This window comes from Rheinheimera soli, assembly GCF_021290985.1.
GTDB lineage: Bacteria > Pseudomonadota > Gammaproteobacteria > Enterobacterales > Alteromonadaceae > Pararheinheimera > Pararheinheimera soli.
Genome location: NZ_JAJOYU010000016.1, coordinates 69,202 through 94,703, shown reverse-complemented (window position 1 = coordinate 94,703; position 25,502 = coordinate 69,202). Strand labels below are relative to the sequence as shown.

The window sequence follows — 25,502 nt, the reverse complement described above, 5'->3', positions numbered from 1 at the left end:
CCTGCATTTATGACAAACAATACTGAATTGCTGATCACAAAAGCCTTATGGCTGTTGCAAAGCCCATTCCGTCAGTAAACGCACACCATAACCCGTTGCACCTTTGGTATTCACTTCGTTATCTGTTCTACTTAACGCATTGCCTGCGATATCCAGGTGAGCCCAGGGTGTATCACCGGTAAATTGCTTTAAGAACCAGGCCGCAGTGGAAGCACCAGTGCTGCTGCCGGTGTTTTTCATATCAGCAATATCACTTTTGATTTCATCAGCAAACTGCGAACCTAAAGGCAAGCGCCAGACTGGCTCATCTACTTTTTCACCCGCTAAGGTCAGTTGATCCACCAGCGACTGCTGCTCTGAAAACAAACCGGCATAATAAGTACCTACAGCCCCAACTTTGGCACCTGTTAAGGTAGCAATGTCCACCATAGCGCGCGGCTGGAATTCTTTATTGGCATACCACAGGGCATCGGCCAGGACTAAACGGCCCTCGGCATCGGTATTGGTGACCTGAATAGTTAAACCCGCAGCAGATTTCAACACATCGCCTGGTAACATGGCTTTATCCGAAATCATATTCTCGGCCATTGCCATCACAGCGACCACATTGACAGGGGCTTTTTGCAGCGCCAATGCTTTGATCGTGCCTAAAGCCGCTGCTGCACCTGCCATATCGCTGGTCATTCTCACTATAGAGTCGGAATCTGTTTTCAGATTGTAACCGCCCGTATCAAAAGTAATGCCCTTGCCTACAATGGCCAGTGGCTTCTGTTCACTGCCCTGCCAGTGCGCAACCACTAAACGGGGAGGTCTTTGACTGCCTTTACCCACAGCCAATAATGCACCCATACCAAGTTTTTCCATTGCTGGCACATCCAGCACCCGTACTTTGACACCCAACTTTTCCAGTGTTTTTGCTTGCTCAGCAAAAGTTTCTGGTGTTAAGCCTGCGGCAGGTTCATTCACCATATCTCGGGCTAAAAACACGCCCTGAGTAACAGCCTGCAGCTTGCTGAACTGGCGATCTGCAGCTTGTTCATCTGTCACCAGTATTTCCAGCTTTTTGGCTTTTTCTGCTTTGTTTTTGGTGAAGTAGCGGTCAAAGCTGTAAGAACGTAATTCAATACCATGCGCCAACTGAGCCGCAAAATCAGCATTGCTTAAAGCCGATTGCAGACCAGCAGTGTCTACCGTAAAAGAGTTGGCTTTGTCTTTTTTCATCCAGGCGGCAATGTCTGCCCCCAGGTTGTTACTTGTGGCAGCAGTCAGATCTTTAGGTTCACCTGTACCGAGCAGAACCACTCTGTTGTAACCAGCCACTTCAGCCAGCACATCCAGCTGAGCGGCTTTTTTGGCTTTAAAGTCTGCGGTTTTAATAGCGTGCTGTATGGCTTTGTGTTGCAACACTGCAGAAGAAGATTGAGTCAGTTGCTCCGGGCTGACCAGCAGCACCAGTGTATCGGCATCCAGTTCAGCCTTCTGGTTCATTTCAATAGCCGGAACTGCGGCTACAGCAGAGTAGGACAAGAGCAAAGTGGCCAGACTGGTCATCACTGTTTTCATAGGGGTGTTTCCTTTTTAAGTGTAGTGCAGCAGAGAGTGACCAAAGCTGCGACGAACAACAAGCTAAATCCGGTTAAATTGAACAATTTAAGCGACCAATTCAGCTGAATAAGCTACCGGAAGCTAAAATTTATCAGTCATAGAATTGAGCCAAACCAAAAGCAATGTTACAAGTGAGCTTTGGATTTCATCTTTCATATTCGCCCTCATCAAAGGATTGTTTATTCGATGGCTCTGCAACTTAATATGTTCGATCAATGGCTTATGTCTGTTAAAGCGCCAGCAGACAGTTCGGCACTACAGCGCTTTTGCTGGGAGTTTTTATTTTTTGGTATTAAACAGGCCCGCGCCTGCTTATTTGTTGGCTTGTTTTTTCTGTCTGTGCTGCTAGTACCACGCGAAGGTATAGCGGGTGTCAGCCGTTATGATCTGCTGTTGCTACTGGCTTTGCTGATCCAAATCTGGATGGTCTGGGCCAAACTGGAAACCTGGGATGAAGCCAAAGCCATCAGCTTGTTTCATGTCGTTGGTTTTGCGCTGGAAGTCTTTAAAACCTCTGGTGCTATTCAGTCCTGGAGCTACCCGGATCCGGCGTTCAGCAAAGTGTTCGGCGTGCCACTTTTTGCCGGTTTTATGTATGCGGCGGTCGGCAGTTACATTATTCAAATCTGGCGGCTTATGGAGTTAAGAGTGCGTCATCATCCGCCTTATTGGATGGCTGCTTTGATTGCGTCTCTGATTTATCTTAACTTCTTCAGCCATCATTATATTGGTGATTACCGCTGGTATCTGGCGGCTATTACCTTAGGTTTGTATGCCAGAACTATGGTGTTCTACTATCCGCTGGATAAGGAACGGCAAATGCCCTTGTTGCTTGGTTTTGTGTTGGTTGGATTTTTTATCTGGCTGGCAGAAAACATCAGCACTTTTATGGGCTTGTGGAGTTATCCAAACCAGCTTGGCGCCTGGTCTGTGGTGCATGTTGGCAAATGGAGCTCCTGGTCCCTGCTGGTCATTATGACCTTCACCATAGTGGCTCAGCTGAAGTACGTGAAAGCGCGAATTCATGTGCCCGAGTAAACTCAAGGCATCTTGCTTTAACATTAAGGCGATTCAGGAAATATCTCTTTGTCACTTAGTGCTGTAATCAGCGCATCAAATACTAACCTGACCCTGTCTGGTACAGGGCCACGTTGGGGCCTGTACACAGACAAAGGCCAGGGTTTGGGATCAAGTTCGGGCAGCAAACGAACTAAAGCACCAGTGCGCAGATGAGGAATGGCCATACAAGATGCCAGTTGCGATACACCAAGACCAGCCAGAGTTGCATCGGCTTCCGTTTCGGAATCATCTGCTACAAAACTGATTTTTTTCGGAGACCATAGCTGGCCCTCTTGAAAATACCAGTGCCAGGCCCGGCCTGTTGCTTTGTCCATCAAAGCTGTTGTCGGCAGCTCGGCCAGTTGTTCTAAGTCCAGCGGCACCTGGTATTTTGACAGCAACAAAGGGCTGGCGGTCAGAAACAGACCCACAGAAGATACTTTACGAGCAATAAAACTGTTGTCCCGGATCAGTCCAATCCGCACTCCAACATCAATTTGCTCATCCACTACATCCGCAATCTGATCCGACAAACGTAAATCGAGCTGCAAAGCTGGATGTTGCTGTGCCAGAGCACTCAGCACAGGCATCAGTATAGGCCGAATCACTTTCGGAGCGGCCACCCGCACTAATCCGGCAATAGTGTTATTTGAAACAGCCTGATGCTGCTGAAACAAAGCATCCAATTGCTGCAGACTATGTTTCGCCTGAATCGCAAAACCTTCAGCAAAACGGGTCAGCCGGATATGACGGGTACTGCGATGGAACAACACCTCACCAGTACTTTGCTCCAATTGCTGCACTGCTCTGGTTACAGCCTGAGGTGAAATGCCCAGCCGCACAGCTGCTGCTTTAAAACTGTCACTTTCTGCCGCAGTACAAAAAATTCGCAATAATTCGACTTTGTTGAGCATTAACTATTCCAATTATTGGAATTAAAAAATCAAAATATTTCCATTTTTTGGATTTGTCTATCACTTCATACTGAGCAGGTCGAAATTAACTTTGTTTAACCTGAACGGGAATATAGCCATGAGTCAGAATATTGCAGGAAAAACGGTAGTGATCACAGGTGCCAGCAGCGGTTTAGGTGAAGCCACGGCTTACCATCTGGCCAGCTTAGGCGCCAATGTAGTATTGGGTGCGCGTCGCGAAGACAAACTGCAGCAGATAACAGCACGTATTGAAGCCAAAGGCGGACAAGCGGCATATCTGGTGACAGACGTGACTAAAGCCAACGAGGTAAAAGCCCTGGTCGATCTGGCTGTCAGTCGTTTTGGTCAGTTGGATGTCATGCTGAATAACGCAGGCCTGATGTCTATTGCCCCTATCAGTGAATTAAAAATTGATGAATGGGATCGAATGATCGACATCAATATCAAAGGTGTGTTGTATGGCATTGCAGCAGCGCTGCCTGTATTTGAACAACAACAATCCGGCCATTTTATTAATATTTCCTCTGTGGCTGGTATTAAAGTATTCAGCCCGGGCGGCACAGTGTACAGCGGTACTAAGTTTGCGGTACGAGCCATCAGCGAAGGTTTGCGCCATGAAGTAGGTGGAGCTATCCGCACTACGACTATTTTGCCAGGTGCGGTAGATTCAGAACTGAAACACGGCAGCAGCCATCAACAAAGTGCTGAATTTGTGGGTAACTTCTATCAAATCGCTATTCCGGCGGATTCAGTGGCACGGGCTGTGGCCTATGCGATAGAACAACCAAAGGATGTAGATATTAACGAAATAGTGCTACGCCCTACTGTGCAGGACTTCTAAACCTGCACCACCAACTACCAGTCAATCTGAGTTTTATTGCGGAAAAATGCACCGGTCGGGCCATCCTCAGCTAATGTGGCCAGCCAGACTGGTGTTTCCGCTCCTTGCTCCGGACTTAAATCGGCGGCTTCTCCACCCATACGGGTGCGAACCCAACCAGGACAAGCGGCATTCACCTTCACTTCCGGCATAAATTCACGGGCACAACTAACAGTAACGGCATTTAGCGCCGCTTTACTGATGGCATAACAAGCAGGCCCTTCCAAACCTTCGGAAAAACTGCCCCAACTGGATGAAAGATTAACAATTCGGCCATAGCCCCTTTGTTTCATCAACTGCCCGAAGACTTTGCACAGTATAAAAGGTGCCACAGTATTGACCGACAAGCTGTGGATTAAATCTTCAGCCTGAGTGTGCGGTACATCAGTGGAATGCAGCATGGCAGCGTTATTGATCAGCACATCTACAGGACCATATTGACGCTCAATTTGTAGCGCTTTTTGTTCCAGCAATAAGGGATCAGTTAAATCCAGCCGCAGCGCTATACCAGCCCCCAACAAAGACACCGCCTCTTCCGCATCTTTTTGCTGCCTGGCCGCCAACAGCACTTGAAAACCACCTTGCTTTATCAAACTTTTAGCAATAGCAAAACCTATACCCCGGTTTGCACCTGTGATCAGCACTGTTTTTTGTTGCTGTGCCATATTCCGCTCCCTGATAACTGACCATTTATCCATTCACCCTATTTTATTCGCATGTTCAGATGAAATTCTACGAAGTGCAGCGCAAATTTACCTACACTAAGCCACAAGACGACCCGAAGATCCCACTCAGGCGAGGAACACTTCTGATGCCCAACATCAGCTTACTGCAAAAAACAGCGCTGTCGTTCCTGTTTTGGCTATTTTGCAGTGCTATTGCGACGACTGCAATGGCATGTGAGTTTGAAGTGGAACTTGAACGCTCTTGCGCTGAAGAGCTGGAGGAAGATCTGTTACCCAAAGTGCCTTTTGAGGTACAACGCAACAGCAATTTTCTGCATTTGCAAACCAAGGCCGGAGCTTTGGCTTTCCCTGTGTTTAAAGAAAAAACCGACGAAGATACCCAGCCTTATCTGGTGTCTTATTTAGCAGCTGTGCAACTGGCCGTGATTTGGGTTTTTGAATACCGTGGCCGCAGTGTGTATCTGGTGAATACTCAGACCGGTTTACAAACCCAGATTAATGGCTTTCCTTTGTTATCTCCGGACAACAAACGTTTACTGGTGTATTCCGAGGGGCTTTCAGATAAGGAAAACGCCAATCTGGTGGTGATTTACCAGATCCGTAACCACAAGCTACAGGCCGAACTGGTACTCAGCGGTGACGACAACAGAATACAACCCTGGAACCCACTGGATGTGCGCTGGGTGAGTCCGGAAAAAGCAGAATTTATCCGGCTGCATCATCACAATGGCCAGGAAGAACAGAAACTTCAAAGCCTTGAACTGCGGCAAGGGACATGGCAACTGCTGTAAATCACTGAACCCCTGGCTGGAGCCATTTTCGCTTTAGTGCACATACTGCTGGCTGACTGGTAAACGCGACAACTGCCACACTTTGTATCTCTGACAAACCGCTTTGTATTCAGCTCTGAGTTTTGCGGATTCCTGCAGCACAGCAATACTGGCCGGATGGTCACCATCTAAACGCTGCAGCATTTGTTCAAACCAGTTTAAGCCATGCCTTAATGTGGTTTGACAACGCCGCCATCTTTGTTGCTGCGCATAAGTTTCCGCCAGATTCTGAATGGAAATCGACAAACAGAAAGTGGGCAACGAAGCTTCTTCCCGGCTTAATTCAGGCGGACAGCAAACAAAAGCACAGTGATACCAGACAGGCCAAACATCAGAAATAGCCTGACGGTAAAAGCTCGCCGCAGCCGCCAAATGCCGTTCGCTAAAAGCCTGATTGCCCTGAGCAATGATCTGTTGCCAATTATCCATGCCATGATTCCAATTGAGAATTTATATCATCTAGACTATTTCAATTGCGAATGGTTCGCAACAAAATCGATGAAATTTGTCAAATCCATAATCAGGCTGTAATTCCAGATGTGAAATGGCTGTCCCTAAAATGTTGGTCCACACTCTGCTGTGCCGGTCAGGACCTGAATCAGGACCGGACTACTTATAAAAAATAACAGCAATTTGAGGACAAATAGATGCAACATAAAAATCTGCTATTCCCACTTTTAGCCATAAGCTGTGCCGTCAGTGCTGCGGTGCATGCCAACAATCTGGCGATCACAGGCCCGGGTGCCGCAGCTGACGGTTCCAGTAAAGCCAGCGGTATCAGTTATTCAGATGTCAGAGACAACGACTTACAAAGCTACTGGCAGCCTTCCAGTAACTCAAACCAAAGGGTATCGGTGAAATGGAGCTCTGCCGTTCAACTGAATCAGGTGGTGCTGAAAGAAACTGGTTCTGCAGTCACCAGTTGGCGTTTAGTCAATAACGACAATGGTGCTGAACTGGCCAGCGGCAGCAGTATTGGCGGCAATAAAGTGCTGAATTTAAGCACCATCAGCAGTAAAAAGCTGAATCTGGAAATTATCAGCGCCAGCTCAGCACCCCGTATTGCCGAATTTGAAGTCTATCTGAATACAGAAGGCGGCACAGATCCGGACCCTACGGATCCAACAGAGCCAGTTGACCCTACAGACCCGACTGACCCGCCGCCAACAGGTGAAGTTACGGCCTGCAGCACAAGCCCACAAGGTTTTGCGTCGCTGGATGGAGGCACCACAGGAGGCGCAGGTGCCAATGCGGTGACTGTCACAGCAACCACAGGAGCTGAAATTCAGGCCGCTTTGGCCAACAGGGATTTAAACCGCCCTTTAACCATCAGAGTCAATGGCACTATTACCACAGCCAACTCAGGTGGCGTCAGTAAATTTGATATTAAAGATATGAATAACGTCAGTATTATTGGGGTGGGCAACAACGCCTTATTTGATGGTATAGGCATTAAAGTCTTCCGCGCCAATAACGTGATTCTGCGCAATTTAAAGCTGCGTTATGTCAATACAGGGGATAAAGATGCTATTACGCTGGAAGGGCCAGCCAGCAATATCTGGATCGATCACAACGAAATTTACAACAGCCTGGATGTAGGGAAAGACTATTACGACGAGTTAGTCAGCGGCAAAAAAGACGTAGATAAAGTAACGATTTCATACAACTATCTGCACGACAGCTGGAAAACCTCGTTATGGGGCAACAGCGATTCTGACAACTTCAACCGCCGTATTACCTTTCACCATAACTACTGGCAAAGAGTCAATTCACGCCTGCCGTTATTCCGTTTTGGCCAGGGCCATATTTACAACAATTACTACACCGAAGTGCAGGACACTGGCATTAACAGCAGAATGGGCGCGGTGATCCGTATTGAAAACAATGTGTTTGAAAACACCACTAACCCTATAGTGTCGTTTTATTCCAGCGCTTTGGGGTACTGGGATACCAGAGGCAATCAGTTCAGCAATACCACCTGGCAGGCGATGCCATCTGAGGGTGTGATTGCAGGACCCAATGTACAGCCGAATGCAGTATTAAATCTGCCGTACAGCTTCGCTTTATTACCCACTAATGAAGTGAAAGCTCATGTGATAGCTAATGCTGGAGTGAATAAATGTAGTTTTTGAGCGTCAGCGTAACAAAACAAAAACCGGCTCACTTCATCAACTGAGCCGGTTTTTTTACTTTGTACTGAATGGATGCTGTCAGTCTTTTTTCGCTAACAGATAAGTGACTACAGCATTTAAATCTTGCTGGAAATTTTGCTGACTTAAACCAGAGAACTTCACCAGGTACTTGCCGTTGACCAAAAGTGTAGGTACACCTTGCAGTACTTTGGCTTCAGAGTAGTGATCCTGACTTTTTTTCATAACAGCGACTTCAGCAACGACCTCCGGATTGACCATGCCTGAGTCAAACAACATAGCCGGAATATCATTCACCACCAACAGGTTACGAATATCTTGTTCTGAACTGAAAGTAGCGCGCTGATTATGTAAATAATCGAAAATCACATTTGAAATACGATCGCCCTGGCCTGCATTTTTGGCTACCACATAAGCCTTAGCTAAAGACTGCTGTAGCTCAGGCGGTGCCACCCGTAAAAAGTCGACATGGTGCTTGGTCAGGCTGACACCTGTAGGCAGGTTTTTATCCAAAGCCTGAGCAAAGGGTTCAAAGGCTTTGCAATGCCCACAATAAAACGAAAAGAACTCCAGAACTTCTGGTTTAGTTGTCGCTTTTTCTGCGATCACCTCGTAATGCACACCTTCCTGATACTGCACAGGGGAAGCTGCAGAAGCTAAGGCCATAACAGGGGCAAATACCAAGGCAACCAGTAATTTTTTCAACATAAGGAACGCCTTCTAATTAAGATTGAGTCAGTAAAAAATTAACTAACTGCTTAAACTCTTCATCCTGATTTTCACGGCTCAAACCCTGGCTCAGAATTTTGTATTTACCGTTGATGATAAAGGTTGGCACACTGCTTAATACACGGCGGGCTGATAAAGCTTCTTGCTCTTTTTTCATTTGCTTGGCGCCACCAGCTACAGTAAAGCTTTTAATCGCTTTGTCGTAAGTGTCTGCATCGATGCCATTGGCAACAACAACGGCTTTGATCTCGTCATCGTTAGCAAAACTTTTACGGTCTACATGAATATGATTAAAAAGCGCGCTGGCAATCTCGTCGCCTTTGCCCAGGTTTTTCGCAACCAGGTAGGCTTTGGCCAAGGTGACCTGAATTTCTGGAGATGCATGTTGTAAAAAGTCGACATGTACTTTTTTCAGTTCAGCACCTGTTGGTAATTGTTTAGCTAAGGCCTGCACTTTAGGCTCATAGGCAAAACAAGCAGGGCAATAAAAAGAGAAAAATTCTTTTACTTCAGGCTTGGCCGTGGCTTGCTCTGAAATCACTTCGTAGTGTTTACCTTCTTCAAACTGAGCAGCAAAAACTGCAACAGGTAATAACAAAGCACCTACTAACAACGCTGTTAACTTTTTCATTATTCAAATGTTCCTTGGAATAAAACTGCCACTACTCTAACAAAAACTTACCACTGGGGCATCAAAGAAAGTGGGCTCTGGTCACAGAATTTCAGCTGTTCATCCAGCGCCCTTAATTGTTGCTGCCAATATTGGTCTGTGCTGAACCACGGAAAGTTCTTCGGAAACGCCGGATCGCTCCACCTTTTTGCGATCCAGGCCATATAAGACAAAATCCGCATAGCCCGTAAAGGTTCGATTAAACGCAGCTCTTTATGGTCAAAATCGCAGTACTGCTCATACTCTTCCAGCAATAACGACAACTGATAGGTTTGCTCCACTCTGTCGCCGTTTAGCAACAACCATAAATCCTGTACCGCAGGGCCGTTACGGCTGTCGTCAAAGTCCAGCAACAAAGGCCTGTCGTCATGCCACAACAAATTACCTATATGGCAGTCGCCATGCACCCGGCGGATTTTTTCCGGCTTATACAAAGGACCAACCTTATCGCATAACTGTTGCATCATCGCCTGATAATCTTTTTCCAGCGAAGGCGGAATCAAGCCCGACTGCAACAAGCTTTGCTGGCTGTCGAGCAAAAAGGTTTGATGGTTTATGGTTGGCCTGTGTACAAAAGGCCGGGCAGCGCCTACCTGATGTACCATGCCTAAAAAACGCCCCAATTGCAGCATTTGATTATCGTTATCCGGCTCTAAAGTACGGCCACCACGACTGGGAAACACAGACAAATAAAAGCCACCATAGGACAACACCTGCTGACCATCCCGCGCCACAGCTTCGGCCACTGGCACTTCAATCTCTGCCAGTTCAGCAACAAACTGATGTTCTTCATTCAGTTGCTCAAAACTCCAGCGTTCTGGCCGGTAAAACTTCACCACCCAGCTTTTGCGATCGTCATCTCTAAACTGACAGACTCTGTTTTCAAAGCTGTTGAGTTGCAATAAACCCGAGCTGACATCAAAGCCATAATGAAATAAGGCATCCAGCATTAAATCCGGACTTAAAGTAGAAAAGTCAAAAGTGCTCATGGAATTCCGTTTAGTCGATGCTGCTGCCAAAAAAATAGGGAGCCGAAGCTCCCTAGTCTAACGCTTTTACTGATTTAACGGGCGGAAAAGAACTTGCTGCCCTGAGTTAAGCGAATGTCAGGCTCGTCGCTATCCTGCAATACAAACTCAATATCCAGCACAGGTTTTTTCGCATCCACAGGATCCAAAGACAAACTGATCGGCAGGTTAGCAGTTTCACCACCTTTGATAGTCAGCTCTTTCTCACCCAACCACTGTGCGTCATCGAGGCCTTGCACAGACAACTGGTAAGTTTGTTCCTGCTGCGATTTGTTTATCACTTTTAAGGTGTAGGTGTTTTCAATTAAACCTTCGTCGGTTTCACGGTACAAAGCGCCACGGTCGCGCACTATGTCCATCACCACAGGTTTACGCACCACTAAGGTCCAGGCAAAGGCCGCACACACAGCAACCAGTACCATAAAGTAACCGACTAACTTGCCACGCACGACTTTGGTGGTTTTGCCTTCCAGACTATGTTCTGTGGTGTAGCTGATTAAGCCTTTGGCATAGCCCATTTTATCCATAGTGTCGTCACAGGCATCGATACAGGCGCCACAGTTAATGCACTCGTACTGCAGGCCGTTACGAATATCAATGCCGGTAGGGCAAACATGCACACATAAATTACAGTCGATACAATCGCCTAAGCCTTTGGCTTTGTAGTCTGTGTCTTTACGGGCGCGTGGACCCCGGTTTTCGCCACGTTTGGCATCATAAGTCACGGTAAAGGTGTCTTTATCAAACATGGCCGACTGGAAGCGGGCATAAGGGCAAATGTGAGTACACATAATTTCACGCATCCAGCCTGCATTGCCATAAGTACAGAAAGCAAAAAACCAGACTGAAACCGCAGCCCAGAAGCTGGCTTCTAGTGTAAAAAATTGGATAAACAGTTGATCAACAGGGGTAAAGTAGCCAACAAAAATCAATGCTGTGAGTACAGAAAATGCCAGCCAGCTGAAATGGGTCAGGCCTTTTTTCATCACTTTGCTGAAGCTCCAGGGGTCCCGATCCAGCTTCATGCGCTGATTACGGGTGCCCTGAATTTTTTCTTCAAACCACATGAAAATAAAGGTCCATACGGTTTGCGGACATAAATAACCACACCAGACCCTGCCATAAAAAGTGGTGACAAAAAACAACGCAAAAGCGCCAATGACAAAAATCCAAGCCAGAATAGTGAAATCCTGTGGCCACAAGGTCATACCGAAGATATAAAACCTTTGCTCAACTAAATCAAACAAAATAGCTTGCTGACCATGAAATTCCAGCCATGGCAACAACATAAACAGACCCATAAACACAAAGCCAATATTACGCCTTAAGCTTTGATGCAGGCCCTTCACAGCCCGAATGTAAATGCGGTCTCTTGGGTTGTATTTGGCTTTTTTGTCCGGATTGGGTTGATGCACCTCTACCGGAATGTTTTTAATATCTATCTTGTTATCCACGCCCATTCCTCGTGCTGCTACCCAGTATTCAGTGTAGCAGGCTGTTTAATGCAGCTTGTTGATACAGGACAAGCCCAGCTTTGTTTTGACCAATCCGTGACCACTGTGCCAGTCTGCTTTTGGCATAGTAGTTTAGGGTGCTGAAGCCTGGCCTCTACTGCTTTCTGTTATAACCCTATGTGTTACTGCAATAATCGAACCAAAGGCCAATAGTATATAACACTATGATCCATATTGAATTTTCATCTTAAGCTCAATTTAGATGTGTCAACTTTGTTTACAGTGCCGCATATTTTGGTAGCCTGATTGACAGTGTCATGCTGCTCTTGCTGTGTTATAAACAATAGAGTTATAAATGGGGTAACAAATTATGCGCAATTTTTTGCTGTTGTGTTTGCTGATAGTCAGCACCCTGACCTTTTATGACCATCCACGAATGTTGCCTTATTCAGAACCTGTGCTGGACTGGTTAGCCGAACATATTTCACTGCCTGGCGCTCAGTCTGATTCCATGGTCACCCGTAAAATTCAAAAAGCTTTTTATGCTATAGGCCAGGATTACGGCACAGGCCAGCAGGAAGCGTTAGCCAAAGCAGCACAAAACATCACCAACCTGCTGCAATTTCGCCGCGACTACTGCCAAAACGGTGATTTTCATCCGGCCTTATTTGGCGACGCCATGACAAGGGCTTGTGATGTGTTAAGGCAATATCCGAAGCTGGAAGAGTTCAGGCAGCAGTGATCAGCACCGCAAGCCTCTGCATTCAGAAATCGAAGTCATCTTCTGCCGGTTCCAAAGAGTAAAAAATATCGATAAATGGTTGTAGAAAAAAACACACAAACAACGCAGTGCAGATAATAAAAGCTAATGAACTGTTCAAAAATAACTGCATGCTAATGCCAAGGATAGTCCCCAGAAACCAAGAATTTAAGAACGTTGCGTTCTCGCTGATTTTTATACTCTTATGGCAAAAAATGCAGCGAATTGATGGCTGAATGATAAGCCCTTTCCTCTGCCTGATCGTGAGCGTTTTCTTACAATGCGGACATTGAACGTCAAACATGATGTTCATCTCTCAGAAAAGAAATGCGCCGTCATTTAATTTCCTCAGCGAATATAAGTGAGAAAACCACTGAACTAGAGATTTATATAAAAATAAAATTTCATATAAATAGCTAAATAAATTCACCCCCCAAAGTAATGGGATAGCCAAACAGTTAAAGACACTAACGGTATGGCAACAGACAAACTTAGTAGGAACTTAAATAAAAAAACCTTAAAATTACCAAGAGGCGTGAAAGCATCATTTTTTTCATAAAAAAGAAACATACTAACTATAACAAATGCAACACTACCGATAGTTACCTGAGCATATGGGTCACCAAGAGACATAAAAAAGATAGAAAATGATGCAGCTATTGATAGTAATACAGCGAGTTTCATACTTTTATCACTAATGTGGTCAAGTCTTGCCCCGCGCCCATGAGCTGTAATCGTCTTGGGCGCCCTATCTTGAACCCTACTTTGGGGAAATTCTCTCGATCAGTGGATGAACCTTCAAGTACTAGAAAATGCCATAAACGAAGCAAGGTCAACTTTGTATAAACATACTCCATCAAAAGATGGAAGCGAACGAAACTCGCTCATGGCAATGCATAATCTTATTTCAGAAAATTATATAAAGTTCATGGCCAAGCACTCATTCGGAGCAATGGGAAAGATTTGACCCCATTGATCCTCAGCCAAAGAATTGTTGAATCATTATTTGGACACATATGCCAATCGCGATGCCAAAACTAAGACCTACAACCATACTCCGTTTACAAAGTGTAAATTTCGGTTTCCAGCTCATAATATCACTCTCAATTTGACGAGGATCTTAAGGGCGCATCAGTGATGCGCCCAATTCAACTACTCTGCTAGTACGCTATAAAAATATGATGCCGTCAATCCGATACTGACACCTATCATTGCAACAGGGAACCATACTGGAGCAGAGCCAGCAACAGCAATTCCAACACCAATCCCAACGATGCTCAGATTGCCACCAATAGCCATATCTTGTGATACACCACCACTCACTTCTTCCACTTGTTCAAATGTTAACTCTTGCATTTTATCTCTCCTTGAGTTGATTAACGAGTGCAGCCTGCCTTGAAGGCTTAAGAGCGGCTCATATAACCAAGCCATTAGGCTGCGTTGTTTCAGCACTACATCCGCATTTAGCAACAATGCCCGGTTGAAGCGGAACAGTGTTGCTAAAAGCACGGATTTGTCGCTTCCCAAACAACAAAAAACACAAATTTTACTTTAAATTAAATATAATTTAACAATAAAGAAAAACAAGCGATAGCCAGACCAAAATGGGGGATCAGACTTTAATAGTTTGATGAATAAAGAAATTTAATTTTGCAGATTTTTAGGGGTAAAACCTGAGGAGATCAAGCTGAAATCCAAGGGGGAAACCAGGCAGAGGCCTGCTGGCCCCTGCTTGTGAAAATATCAAAGCTACAACACATCCACTTTAATTTTGGTGATCACATCCAGTGCTTTTTGTTTGGCGTCATTTGCCGATTTCCTTAAAAGAACTTCGGAGCTATTTACACTCAAGCCGTCTTCGCTGGCAGCATTTGCTGTTTATAAGCTTCTGTTACATCCGTTAACTGGCCCTGATGCAGCTGAATAATACGGTCGGCATTTAAAATGGTTTGTGGTCTGTGGGCAATAATAATGCGGGTCATCGGCAGCTGACTAATGGCTTCGTTGACATAATGCTCCAACTGAATATCTAAATGGCTGGTAGCTTCGTCCATAAACAGAATTTTTGGTTGGCGGTACAAAGCCCGGGCTAATAATACCCGCTGCTTCTGGCCGCCGGATAAACTGCTGCCCATATCACCAATTAAGGCGTTGTAGCCCATTTGCATAGCGGCTATATCCTGATGAATACCAGCCAATTGAGCGCAGGCCATCACTTTTTGCATATCCATTTGGCTGTCAAAAAAGCTGATATTTTCCGCCAGCGTGCCCGACATTAAAGCATCTTCCTGCATGACTGCTGCAATTTGCTGCCGATAATGCCTTAAGCCCAAATGCTTTATATCCACACCATCGGCTTCTACTTTACCTGCCTCTAATGGCAATAAACCCAACATCAGTTTTAACAAGGTCGTTTTACCAGTACCAGAAGGGCCAATAATAGCCACGCTTTCGCCAGCCTTAACTTCGAGGTTTAAGCCGTTAAATAATAAAGGGTCGTTACTGGCATAACGAAAGGCCACATCTTTTAAACTAAGAGCACCGCTGATCTCACGTTGCTGTGCGGTTTCGCCTTCCTGTTCTTTTTCAGTCAGCGCTATATCAGCCAACCTGTCTAAGTGCAGCCGCGTCATTTTAATTGCAATCACTTTATCAATCAGCGCAGTTGTCCGGCTGGTGAACTGGTTTTTATAGGCCATAAAAGCAAACAACATACCTACACTGATATTGCCATCCAGCACTGCCCATGCCGCCAAATACACCACCAGCGTGTTTTCAATACCAAATAATAACTGGTTAATCGTGCTGTAAGAAATTTGCCATTTGCCCAGTCGGTAGTTTTGATTCACCGCATCGGCATAACGGTTTTGCCAGATATTTAAGCGCTGGCTTTGCTGACCAAACAACTTAATGCTTTGCATGCCGCGCACTGTTTCCATAAAGTTACTTTGCTCTTTGGCGCTGGCTACTATGCTAGCTTCAGTGCGCTGCCGCAAAGGCCGGTACAACATGGCGCGAATAAGGGCGTAAATCACCACGGCGGCCAGCACCACCATACTCAACTGTGGGCTATATAAATACATCATCACCAGCACAGTAATGGCCATTACGCCATCGATCACACCTTCCACCAGGCTTGTGGTTAATAGCTCGCGCACTGAATTCAGTGAACCAAAGCGCGAGACAATATCGCCCATATGGCGTTTTTCAAAAAAGCTCAGTGGTAAATGCAATAAATGGCGGAATAAATTAGTGGCCATTTGCAGGCTCATCACGGAGCCTAAATGCAATACCACCCAACCTCTTAAAGTTTGAGTCAGGGTTTGCACAAGCATCAATAAACCAAAACCTAAGGCCAGCACTACCAACAGCGGCGTGTCGTGACTGACTAAAACTTCATCCACCACCAGTTGAGTGTAATAAGGTGCAGCCAATACAAAAAGCTGTAACAACAAAGACAAAATAAACAGCTTAACAAGGGACGGCACCAGGCCCTGCACCTTGCTCCAAAAAGCCGTAAGGCCCAGTTTGACTCGTTCATCAATTTTCTGAAATTCAGTAGTGGGGCTAAGCTCCAGTGCCACGCCAGTAAAAGATTTATCCACATCAGCCAATGCCACAACACGTTCACCCATAGCAGGGTCAAGAATGGTAATGCCTTTGTTGCTAACTTTTTTCAGCACCACAAAATGGTTCATATCCCAATGCAAAATGCAGGGCAAGCGCAAGTTTTTTAAATCGGCTAAATCCAGTTTTAAGGCACGAGGCGCCATACCCAACTGACCAGCAAGTTGCATCAACTGCTGCAAGTTAGCGCCTTTGAGCGATACGCTATAGCGATTACGTAAGGTGGTTAGATCAAGTTGATGACCATGATCATTGGCCACCATAGCCACACAGGCTAAACCACATTCAGCGGCTTCGGATTGGTAAATCATTTTTGTTTCAAAACACCGCAATTAGTCGATCAAAAAGCTCAAAAGCATTCCGAATCAAAAAATGACCAAGTGCAACGCCTACTATTATCCCAAACAATACACCTAAAGAAAAAAATATTTTTTCAAACAGCACATCAAACTCCAAAAAATGTTTCACAAAAAGGACCTCCTTTTTACTGTGCCCGCTCATACATCTCACGACCAATATTGATGGCAACTCTCGCTGCAAGTCACTATCAACAATGATTCAATGCTTGCCTTTAGCCCATGAAACCTAATCGTCTCGGGCGCTCTATCATGAACACTATTTTTTGCAAAAATACTCTTGTTCTGTGAATGAATCGTCAAATACTGGAAAATGCCATAAACGAAGCAAGGAAACTTTGTATAAATATACTCCATCAAAAAGATTTAGGCGCAAGTAACTCGATCCTTACTATGTATAATCCTGTTTCAGAAAATTAGATAAAGTTCATGAACAAATAATAATTCAGGGCAAAGTGCAAGACTAGACCTAATTGATCGTAAGCCGCATTCAGCGGCTTACGATTGGTAGATCATTTTTGTTTCAAAATACTGCAATTAGTCGATCGAAAAACTCAAAGGCATTCCGAATCAAAAAATGCCCAAGTGCAACGCCTACTAATGCCCCAAGCAACACACCCAGTGAAAAAAATATTTTCTCAAATGCCATATTGACCTCAAAAAAAACTTCACAAAAGGGAGCTATGCCCTTTTATTCTTGGCTTCGCTCGTAAATTTCAAGACCAATGGTTATGACTAGTCCTGCAGCAACTCCCCAGGGTCCGGCTATACGAGCTCCATTCGCGATCATGCGGCCAGCTGCTACATATCTATTTGATGCACCACCATTAACTTCAGTCAATTCTTCAATTGAAAGCTCAACTAAATTTCTATCTTCATGTACGATTTGCATAATTAATCAACCTTCACTGTGTCATTACTTTGTCATAAAAACCAATCAATTCATTGGCTAAAGTATAACCAGCACCAACACCGCCCATGAACCCACCTATCATACCTGCGGCTTTCAGCGCGCCACCAACTGCAGGAGGGATTAAAAACACTAGACCACCACTCACTTCTTCCACTTGCTCAAATGTTAACTCTTGCATATGATCTCTCCTTGAGATGATTAAAGATTACAGCCTGCCTTTCAGGCTTAAGATCGGCTCAAACAACCAGGCCATCAGGCTGCGTTGTTCCAGCACTATATCTGCGCTTAACAACATGCCCGATTGCAGCGGAACATTGTTGTTAAAAGCGCGGATTTGTTGCGATTCCAGTTGCACCTCAACGCGGTACACTGGCTCCTGTAAGGCGACAGGCATATCTACTTCATTTGGAAGCACTATAGCCTGCGCCGTTTTTATTACTTGCCCTTCGTAACTGCCAAAACGCTGGTACGGAAAGGCGTCAAAACGTAACCTTGCCTGCTGCCCCGGCTGGACAAAACCATAAGCACGGGTCGGCACTAATAACACTGCTAATAATTCAGCCTGTTCCGGCATTATGGTGAGTAGTGGCAAAGCGGCCGCTATGCTGTTGCCTAATTCAGCCACTAAATTAGTCACACGCCCTGCCACAGGGGCTGTTAATACCAGTTCACCACGGCCCTGCAATTCAGTTTTTTGCTGCTGCAACTGCGATAACTCAGTAGCCAGAATGGCCTGCTGTTGTTGCTGTTCCATAGGTAAACGTGCGAGCTGGCCCTGAATTTGTTGCACTTGATTTAGCTGCGCCTGCTCACTGGCTTTTTGTTCAGCCAACAATTGTTGCAAGTTCAATAGCAGCTCTTTTTGCTTGTCCAGCTCGTCCTGAGTGACAGCACCTTGTTGGCTTAACGCCTGATAATCTGCATAACGTTTTTGATTTAACTCCAGCCGTTGTTGCAGCATCTGCTGTTGTGTAGTTATTTCGCCTATTAATTGCTGACTGGACACTAAACGGGAGTTCAGCTCAGCTTGTTGTTGCTGATACTGCTGGTTGCTTTGCTGCCGCCGTTGCTCCAGCAACAGAGCTTGTGTATCCAAAGCTTCAGTTAAACTTAAAGTTAAGCTTTGGCCCTGAGCCAGTTGGTCCTGCACTGAAATTTTTAACAGCTTTTGACCGGCCGCTACCTGCTGGCCATCTTCAATATAAATTTCGCTAACCACACCGGCACGGGGAGCGGTAATTTTGGCTAAACCACGGTTGGGTTTTAAATAACCAGAGACGGTTTCTTTGCGGTCAAAGGAGGCCCAGACTAAAAAAATCACCAGTGCAGTCACTACCAGAACCAAAGCGCCAGTTAATACACTGGACGATACAGGCTGAGCAATCACCACCTCGCCGTCAAGGCGGGCCGACTGATGTTTAATAGCTGACTGACGAAATAATCCCTGTGACACAACAACTCCAATGCAACCAAAAGACAAACCAATATAGGTAAATAAGTTGCTTAAACAAAAACTACATTAACAAAAAAAAACACTTCAAGCACTTTTTTACCTAAAAAGTTAATTAATTACCTAAATAAGTGAATTGTAAGGGTTTTTAATTATGGCATCAGTTAGAATACCCTAATGCAAGCTAATGATTTATATAACTTTTTTGTATAAAAATTCACCTGCTTAATTTTCAGGCAGATTTTAATCTAAGTAGCTGGTTTTATGAGGTATCAAAAACAACAAAAGGGCCCGCAGGCCCTTGTTTTCACATTTAAAAATGAATTGTCAGCTTAAAAACCTACAACACATCCACTTTAATTTTGGCGATCACATCCAGTGCTTTTTGTTTGGCCTGATCGACGTTATCTCCTAACGCTAAAGCTACGCCCATACGGCGTTCGCCTTGTACTTCGGGTTTCCCAAACAGGCGCAGGTCGGTGTCGGGTTGCATTAAGGCCTGAGCTAAGTTGCCATAGCCAATTTGCTGGGAATTACCAGGCACTAATAACACAGCTGAAGCTGCTGGGCCGTATTGGCGGATCACCGGAATAGGCAAACCTAAAATAGCGCGGGCATGCAGCGCAAATTCGGAATAGTTTTGCGAAATTAAGGTCACCATACCAGTGTCGTGTGGCCGGGGTGATACTTCGCTAAACCACACCTCGTCGCCCTTCACAAACAACTCCACACCAAATAAACCAAAACCACCTAAAGCTTCAGTGACTAAAGCGGCGTAACTTTGGGCTTTTTCCAATGCAGCCGCCGACATAGCCTGAGGTTGCCATGATTCGCGGTAATCACCTTTTTCCTGACGATGCCCAACAGGTTCGCAGTATTGAGTGCCGGAAATGGAACGAACTGTCAGCAGCGTGATTTCGTAATCGAAGTCGATAAAACCTTCGACTATGACCCGGCCTTTACCGGCACGACCACCTTCCTGAGCATAAGCCCAGGCTGCTTCTAAATCGGCGTCGGATTTCAGCACTGACTGGCCTTTGCCGGAGGACGACATAATAGGTTTCACCACACAAGGGTAACCAATATGGGCCACAGCTGCTAAGTAGCTGGCTTTGTCATCAGCAAAACGGAAAGGCGAGGTAGGCAGTTGTAACTCTTCAGCCGCTAAACGCCGAATACCTTCGCGGTTCATGGTCAGGTTGGCCGCTTTGGCGCTTGGGATCACAGTAAAACCTTGTTGCTCCAGCTCTACCAGCGTGCTGGTGGCTATAGCTTCCAGTTCAGGTACGATCAGCGCTGGTTTTTCTTTGATCACAATCTGGCGCAAAGTAGCACCGTCCAGCATCGAAATTACATAATGGCGATCGGCCACTTGCATAGCAGGCGCATTGGCGTAACGGTCGACCGCTATCACTTCACAGCCTAAACGTTTGAGTTCAATACATACTTCTTTACCAAGTTCACCGCTACCTAATAACAGCACTTTAGTGGCGTTGGCGGCACCCGGGGTTCCTATCTGGCTCATCTGCAGCTCCTTGATTTAATGTGCAAGAGCATAACAAAAATCATCTGCCAACACTTAATGATTTAAGCGGGTTCAGGAGCTGGTAAGCAAGCTGAAAACTGTAACCACCTGCAGCTTAGGCTAACACCCACCTTAACGCTGCCGACACTCAGGGTATATTGACGTATTCGATATACCAACCATCGGCCAGGGCTTTGGTAAAATGCAGAGGCGCTTTTGGATCACGCTTGTCTTCCTGATGAATGGCCGGGTTATAGTCACTAATTTTTGCTGGCTGGTAGCTATAGCCCATGTAAGCACCTTCACCATAGAACCAGACGGACCATTGTGTGATAAAAAGTGAGCACTCTGGCTCACCTTTCTGACTGAGTGATATACCTTCCGCATCAATGTCGTTCAATAAGGTATTTATTTTCTGAAGCTGATTGGCTATATGTTCTGGATAGTCGTCTAGCGGCGCATTTATTTTGTGATGATGAAATGTTGTATTCAGACTTGCCTTCACGTCGCATGACATCTTAGCCAACTGCTTAAACTGGGTGTGATGCTGGGAAAATTGCTGGGTTAGCTCGTCTACATCCGGTGTTTTGCCACAACCAGCCAGTAACAAACTACAGGCCATAAGTAAGCTAATAATGGATTTCATTCATCGTCCTTGGTTTTGGAATAATTATTGATCTTGGGAGGCGGGCACCATAGATCCATATCGCGACTTTTTTCTAAAGCAAAACCGACAGATCTTTTCAAAGAAACGCCGCCTACAAAACACTAATTCAACAAATAAAATACTTCTTTGCAACCTGCCTGTCCATTGCTGGTTTTTTGTAAAACTCTAAGGGATATATTCAGCACACCTGATATTCTTGGCCCACATTGAAGCACTATTCAGACAAAGCTGTACCTGAACATCAAAAAGCTGATTGAGGTATAGTAAAGCTAAACCAAAACAGAGCATTTTTATGTCCGAGCAACTTTGCCCTTTATGTCAGCAAGCTAATTTATGTAAAGCAGGCACTGCTGAGCAGAACCAGTGCTGGTGTATGGCGAAGCAATTTCCGGCTGAGCTGCTGGCACAGGTGCCGGATCAAAATAGCTGCATTTGTGTTGGCTGTTTCAAGCGCTTTGTAGAACAGGCCAAGCCTGTACAACAATTTAAACCTCAATAATCACACAGTGTTATTTGGTATTTTGCCATTTACCTGAGCGTTTCATTGTGCCCCAACTGCTTTTGCTGTTACGGGCCCACAGCCATAAACCTTTTAAACGCCACCAGGAATTCAACTGGCGATAACCGAAATTTTCCAGCACTGCCATTAAAAACAACCGCATAATGCTGCGCCCGCCCGGATATACAGGGTACGACATTTCTTCCAGCACCAGCGCTACTACAGAAATCAGTATGCCAAAACCTATAGTGACCACTAAAAAGGCTAATAAAGCAGCCGGATCTAACCAACCGGCCAGCCAGGTAAATAACATGAACAGATAACCCAGCACTTCCAGTGCCGGACCTAAGGCTTCAAATAGCAAAGCAAAAGGAAAAGCTAACCAGCCGACAGCTCCAGATTTCCTATGAAATAATAAAGACATATTGGCACTTAAACTTTCCAGCAACCCCCTTTGCCAGCGTACACGCTGCTGTGCAAGCGTAGCCAGATCTTCCGGCGCTTCAGTCCAGCACACAGGGTCAGGAATAAAATAAATGCGGTATTTGCGGTTATTCAGCCGCATATGTTTGTGCATCCGCACTACCAGCTCCATATCTTCGCCTATGGTTTTATGCCGGTAACCACCCACTTCAATCACCAGGTCTTTTCTAAACAAACCAAAAGCACCACTGATGATCAATAATGCATTTAAGGACGACCAGCCCAAACGACCAAACAAGAAACCACGCAGGTATTCAACTATTTGCAGTTGCGGCAATATTTTATTGGGTAAAGCGGCTTTTAATAACAAACCATCTTTCACCTGACAGCCATTCGCGATACGTACAGTTCCGCCTGCTGCAATGGCGGTAGGATCTTCCAGAAAAGGCCGGATAATGCGCAATAAGCTGTCGCGTTGCAAAATAGAGTCGGCGTCTACACCACAAAACAGCGGAAAACGCGATAAATTCACCCCGGCATTTAAGGCATCCGCTTTACCGCCATTGGCTTTATCTATCACTTTTAAATTCGGATAACGGCTGGACTGATAAATACCGCGAATTTGCTGACAAGGTAAACGTAATGGGCAAGTGGCTGAGGACAAGGTTAAAGCAAAACTGTCTTTCAGCACCTGTAAGGTTTCATCTTTAGAGCCATCGTTGATGACTATTACTTCGTACTCAGGGTAAGTCAGTTGCAATAAAGACAAGACTGAACTACCAATGGTTTCCTGTTCGTTGTAGGCAGGCACCAACACAGAAATAGGAGTTAAAAAACTGGCGTAGCTGGCTGGTAACAGCTCAGTGCGGGCTGACTGAATATGGCTACGCATCACCAGCAAGGCGACTAAATTCAGGATCAGGTAACCCGCAGACAAACAAACAAAATACCCCACCAACAGCCACTGCAAAGGCACCAGCCAGGGTGCCAGATCCAACTGCTGTATCCACTGATGCATCCACTCTATGCTCTGTTGTAACCAGTCATTCGCCATCAGGTTCTCCCTTGCTGCTGACGCTGTTGTTCTTCCTTCACTTGCAACAAAATAGCGATAGCAAAAGGGTCGGTCAGTTGTTGTTGCCACTGTTGTAGCTGCTCATCCTCAACGCCAGGCATGGCAATCAAACTTTGCGCCGCACGATAACGCACCCACCAGTTGGAATCCGATAACATCTTTAGCAATAAAGGCGCATCAGACCTGTCGCCTAGCCGGGCTAAAGCTTTGGCTAACTGCACGCGGACTTCCCACTGCGGATTGTCGACCTGCTGGCGTAATAATGGTAATAAGTCAGGTGACACAGCGCTGGCAAAAGCTGTAGTTAACAACTCCATTTCATTCGGGTAGTGCTCTAAGGCTTGCTGGATCAGCGGCTGACTGTCGATGGGCGATAAGATATGCATCAGCTTAATCAAACGTCTTAACTCTTTGGCTGTCGCCTTTTCGGCACAGTCTGTAATAGACCTTACCATCAAATCATGAGGCAAGCGCACCAGCAAACCTGCCAGTCGGCTGACCGACCAATCGTCCCGATGAATTTGACTCAAAATCACAGGTAAACCCAGTTTTGGATCTATAGCCAATAAAGCTCTGGCCGCCACCAAAGAAAAAATAGTCCGTTTGTCCAGTACATGAGGGATCAAATCGGCAAAAGCAGATTTCTCCTGCACTATGCCCAGCGCCATAATGGCAGTGAGTTTTTTATCTGTGCTATAGCCATGCAGCCATTGCTTCATCACAGGAATTAAATTCAGTTGTTGTGCCAGTCCGGCCAGACGGCTGGATGCGCTGCCCCTGACGGTTTGCTCCAGTTGCAACCATAACTGCACTACAAAACCAAAACCTTCGGCAGTCAGTTGTGGCAAGGGCCCTGTATTTTCGTCCGGCGAATAAATCCAGGAAAACAGTATAGGTGTCCATTGTTCTGTGGCCTGCTGGCGGCTTTTGTCGCGCTGCCGTCTTTCGTAATGCATGAATAAAGTCAGCACCAGCAGCAAAAGTGTTATCAGCAATAACACAGCGCTGCTGTACCAAACCAGCTGCACTATCACATCAGAGTGTGTATCGGACACCTAAACCCACCTCGGTTTTTTTGTATAACACATCTTGTTCAGACCAGCTCAGGTTGTACAACAGACTCCAGTCGGTGGCAAAAGAGAATTGGCCAAATAAGCCAATGCGGTTAACCTCCATCACCAACACACGGTTAGGCAAACGTTCCAGTTCTTTACCTTTGACCAACAAGGCAGTGAGTGAATCCGTATCGTTAAAGTAATAGCTCGCTTGCAGTACATGAGTATTGGCTGAGCCAGTACCTTCAGGTCTGGAGTGATACAAGGTGTAAGCATAACGCCATGAACCACTGTAATGTTCATTCATCAGGCTATAGCTGCGGCTGTCTTGCTGATCGTCATTAGAAACAGATACCCCGGGCGTCACAACCCAGCCCTTCATCCATTGCCAGGCCAACTGATTGCCTATCGAGAGTTCGGGCCGCACTCGGTTTTGGGGGCTATAAGCGGCTTGTCCCAACCAGGTCAGGTTGTCACTGATTTTATAATAACCATCCGTCAGCCATTCCTGATCCTTTAAGTCAAAACGCTTGCTGCGCTGCCAGCGAGCGCCCCAACCATAATCCGTAGCGGCATGACGTAATCCGGCATAATAAAATGAGCCATCGGCAAAACTGTCCGACAGTTGCTCATAACCTGCCCCTGTTTCAAGTTGATAACTTTCAGCTGCGATACAAACCAATGGCGCTAAGGCAGCCAGCCCTAAAACTAAGCTTTTGATCATCCTTGCTTTCCTATAAGACGACGCAAACGAGCACTTAGCTCAGGTGGCTGAAATGGTTTAACCAAATAATCATCTGCACCTTTTTTCAGCGCAAGAGCTATATCTTCTTCACCCATTTTGGACGTCAGAATTAACACTGGCACTTTAGCCATGCTGGATTGATTTCGGATCAATTCAAGTAAAAATAAGCCGTCAAAAAATGGCAGCATTAAATCAAGTACTACAGCACTAAAATCTCGACCAGATAACACCAAATCCTGTGCCTGCTGACCGTCTTTCAACCATTCGACCTGATAACCATCACGTTGCAAAATAAAAACTAACAACTTGCCGATCAGTTCATCATCCTCAACCAGTAATACAGTTTTAATGCCCATCAATACTCCAGAGATCCGGCTGTCC

Annotated in this window: 26 protein-coding genes; 6 read left to right on the top strand and 20 right to left on the bottom strand. The window is 45.6% G+C overall.

Annotated elements, in window-relative coordinates; all coding sequences use genetic code 11:
- Positions 1–45: 45 nt before the first annotated feature.
- Complete coding sequence (locus tag LSG37_RS12615; protein WP_233080214.1) at positions 46–1,563, bottom strand: leucyl aminopeptidase; 1,518 nt, start codon at positions 1,561–1,563, stop codon at positions 46–48.
- 228 nt (positions 1,564–1,791) lie between these two features.
- On the opposite strand from LSG37_RS12615, the gene LSG37_RS12610 reads away from it, so the two are divergent.
- Entirely contained in the window at positions 1,792–2,643 is an 852-nt protein-coding gene (locus LSG37_RS12610) for a DUF817 domain-containing protein (protein WP_233080213.1), read from the top strand.
- A gap of 23 nt (positions 2,644–2,666) precedes the next feature.
- On the opposite strand, the gene LSG37_RS12605 is transcribed toward LSG37_RS12610, so the two are convergent.
- Entirely contained in the window at positions 2,667–3,578 is a 912-nt protein-coding gene (locus tag LSG37_RS12605; protein ID WP_233080212.1) for a LysR family transcriptional regulator, read from the bottom strand.
- A 118-nt stretch (positions 3,579–3,696) separates the two neighbouring features.
- Here LSG37_RS12605 and LSG37_RS12600 point away from each other — a divergent pair, with 118 nt between their 5' ends.
- A complete protein-coding gene (locus tag LSG37_RS12600) occupies positions 3,697–4,440 on the top strand; it encodes an SDR family oxidoreductase (protein ID WP_233080211.1) in 744 nt (247 codons plus the stop codon).
- A gap of 14 nt (positions 4,441–4,454) precedes the next feature.
- On the opposite strand, the gene LSG37_RS12595 is transcribed toward LSG37_RS12600, so the two are convergent.
- Positions 4,455–5,144, bottom strand: coding sequence for an SDR family NAD(P)-dependent oxidoreductase (locus LSG37_RS12595; RefSeq protein WP_233080210.1), 690 nt, complete (start codon positions 5,142–5,144; stop codon positions 4,455–4,457).
- Positions 5,145–5,203: 59 nt separating this feature from the next.
- Between LSG37_RS12595 and LSG37_RS12590 the strand changes: the two genes are divergently transcribed.
- The gene (locus tag LSG37_RS12590; protein ID WP_233080209.1) at positions 5,204–5,956 is read left to right on the top strand and encodes a hypothetical protein; all 753 of its coding nucleotides are present in this window, start codon (positions 5,204–5,206) and stop codon (positions 5,954–5,956) included.
- A gap of 33 nt (positions 5,957–5,989) precedes the next feature.
- Here the strand turns inward: LSG37_RS12590 and LSG37_RS12585 are convergent, their stop codons facing one another.
- The gene (locus tag LSG37_RS12585; RefSeq protein ID WP_233080208.1) at positions 5,990–6,424 is read right to left on the bottom strand and encodes a hypothetical protein; all 435 of its coding nucleotides are present in this window, start codon (positions 6,422–6,424) and stop codon (positions 5,990–5,992) included.
- A gap of 218 nt (positions 6,425–6,642) precedes the next feature.
- On the opposite strand from LSG37_RS12585, the gene LSG37_RS12580 reads away from it, so the two are divergent.
- Positions 6,643–8,127 carry a pectate lyase family protein gene (locus LSG37_RS12580; protein WP_233080207.1) on the top strand — a complete coding sequence of 495 codons (1,485 nt, stop codon included), beginning with the start codon at positions 6,643–6,645 and terminating at the stop codon, positions 8,125–8,127.
- A 78-nt stretch (positions 8,128–8,205) separates the two neighbouring features.
- Here LSG37_RS12580 and LSG37_RS12575 read toward each other — a convergent pair whose 3' ends face one another.
- The 4 genes from LSG37_RS12575 to ccoG form a co-directional block, all read right to left on the bottom strand.
- Entirely contained in the window at positions 8,206–8,853 is a 648-nt protein-coding gene (locus tag LSG37_RS12575) for a thiol:disulfide interchange protein DsbA/DsbL (RefSeq protein ID WP_233080206.1), read from the bottom strand.
- Between the two features lie 16 nt (positions 8,854–8,869).
- Positions 8,870–9,505, bottom strand: coding sequence for a thiol:disulfide interchange protein DsbA/DsbL (locus LSG37_RS12570; RefSeq protein ID WP_233080205.1), 636 nt, complete (start codon positions 9,503–9,505; stop codon positions 8,870–8,872).
- A 47-nt stretch (positions 9,506–9,552) separates the two neighbouring features.
- Positions 9,553–10,533, bottom strand: coding sequence for a serine/threonine protein kinase (locus tag LSG37_RS12565; RefSeq protein ID WP_233080204.1), 981 nt, complete (start codon positions 10,531–10,533; stop codon positions 9,553–9,555).
- Between the two features lie 74 nt (positions 10,534–10,607).
- Entirely contained in the window at positions 10,608–12,032 is a 1,425-nt protein-coding gene (gene ccoG, locus LSG37_RS12560) for a cytochrome c oxidase accessory protein CcoG (protein ID WP_233080203.1), read from the bottom strand.
- A gap of 364 nt (positions 12,033–12,396) precedes the next feature.
- Here ccoG and LSG37_RS12555 point away from each other — a divergent pair, with 364 nt between their 5' ends.
- Complete coding sequence (locus tag LSG37_RS12555) at positions 12,397–12,768, top strand: hypothetical protein (RefSeq protein WP_233080202.1); 372 nt, start codon at positions 12,397–12,399, stop codon at positions 12,766–12,768.
- 1,170 nt (positions 12,769–13,938) lie between these two features.
- Here the strand turns inward: LSG37_RS12555 and LSG37_RS12550 are convergent.
- The 8 genes from LSG37_RS12550 to LSG37_RS12515 form a co-directional block, all read right to left on the bottom strand.
- On the bottom strand, positions 13,939–14,142 hold the full coding sequence (locus LSG37_RS12550; RefSeq protein ID WP_233080201.1) for a hypothetical protein: 204 nt from the start codon (positions 14,140–14,142) through the stop codon (positions 13,939–13,941).
- A 491-nt stretch (positions 14,143–14,633) separates the two neighbouring features.
- The gene (locus LSG37_RS12545) at positions 14,634–16,724 is read right to left on the bottom strand and encodes a peptidase domain-containing ABC transporter (protein WP_233080200.1); all 2,091 of its coding nucleotides are present in this window, start codon (positions 16,722–16,724) and stop codon (positions 14,634–14,636) included.
- Between the two features lie 7 nt (positions 16,725–16,731).
- The gene (locus tag LSG37_RS12540) at positions 16,732–16,881 is read right to left on the bottom strand and encodes a hypothetical protein (RefSeq protein ID WP_233080199.1); all 150 of its coding nucleotides are present in this window, start codon (positions 16,879–16,881) and stop codon (positions 16,732–16,734) included.
- A gap of 579 nt (positions 16,882–17,460) precedes the next feature.
- The gene (locus LSG37_RS12535; RefSeq protein WP_233080198.1) at positions 17,461–17,661 is read right to left on the bottom strand and encodes a hypothetical protein; all 201 of its coding nucleotides are present in this window, start codon (positions 17,659–17,661) and stop codon (positions 17,461–17,463) included.
- A 13-nt stretch (positions 17,662–17,674) separates the two neighbouring features.
- Positions 17,675–17,860: a hypothetical protein gene (locus tag LSG37_RS12530; RefSeq protein ID WP_233080197.1), complete on the bottom strand. Its 186-nt coding sequence runs from the start codon at positions 17,858–17,860 to the stop codon at positions 17,675–17,677.
- A gap of 27 nt (positions 17,861–17,887) precedes the next feature.
- Positions 17,888–19,135 (bottom strand): HlyD family secretion protein, encoded by a 1,248-nt coding sequence (locus LSG37_RS12525; protein ID WP_233080196.1) that lies wholly within the window; start codon positions 19,133–19,135, stop codon positions 17,888–17,890.
- A 337-nt stretch (positions 19,136–19,472) separates the two neighbouring features.
- Positions 19,473–20,657 (bottom strand): formate-dependent phosphoribosylglycinamide formyltransferase, encoded by a 1,185-nt coding sequence (gene purT / locus LSG37_RS12520; RefSeq protein ID WP_233080195.1) that lies wholly within the window; start codon positions 20,655–20,657, stop codon positions 19,473–19,475.
- A 148-nt stretch (positions 20,658–20,805) separates the two neighbouring features.
- On the bottom strand, positions 20,806–21,303 hold the full coding sequence (locus tag LSG37_RS12515; protein WP_233080194.1) for a hypothetical protein: 498 nt from the start codon (positions 21,301–21,303) through the stop codon (positions 20,806–20,808).
- Positions 21,304–21,616: 313 nt separating this feature from the next.
- On the opposite strand from LSG37_RS12515, the gene LSG37_RS12510 reads away from it, so the two are divergent.
- Positions 21,617–21,823 carry a cysteine-rich CWC family protein gene (locus tag LSG37_RS12510; protein WP_233080193.1) on the top strand — a complete coding sequence of 69 codons (207 nt, stop codon included), beginning with the start codon at positions 21,617–21,619 and terminating at the stop codon, positions 21,821–21,823.
- A 10-nt stretch (positions 21,824–21,833) separates the two neighbouring features.
- Here the strand turns inward: LSG37_RS12510 and LSG37_RS12505 are convergent, their stop codons facing one another.
- The 4 genes from LSG37_RS12505 to LSG37_RS12490 are packed head-to-tail and all read right to left on the bottom strand — an operon-like array spanning position 21,834 to position 25,477.
- The gene (locus LSG37_RS12505) at positions 21,834–23,300 is read right to left on the bottom strand and encodes a glycosyltransferase family 2 protein (protein ID WP_233080192.1); all 1,467 of its coding nucleotides are present in this window, start codon (positions 23,298–23,300) and stop codon (positions 21,834–21,836) included.
- Positions 23,300–24,376 (bottom strand): HEAT repeat domain-containing protein, encoded by a 1,077-nt coding sequence (locus LSG37_RS21415; protein ID WP_233080191.1) that lies wholly within the window; start codon positions 24,374–24,376, stop codon positions 23,300–23,302. The genes LSG37_RS12505 and LSG37_RS21415 overlap by 1 nt, the downstream gene beginning before the upstream one ends.
- On the bottom strand, positions 24,357–25,100 hold the full coding sequence (locus tag LSG37_RS12495; protein ID WP_233080190.1) for a YaiO family outer membrane beta-barrel protein: 744 nt from the start codon (positions 25,098–25,100) through the stop codon (positions 24,357–24,359). The genes LSG37_RS21415 and LSG37_RS12495 overlap by 20 nt, the downstream gene beginning before the upstream one ends.
- Entirely contained in the window at positions 25,097–25,477 is a 381-nt protein-coding gene (locus LSG37_RS12490; RefSeq protein WP_233080189.1) for a response regulator transcription factor, read from the bottom strand. Before LSG37_RS12490 ends, LSG37_RS12495 begins: the two co-directional genes overlap by 4 nt.
- Positions 25,478–25,502 lie beyond the last annotated feature (25 nt).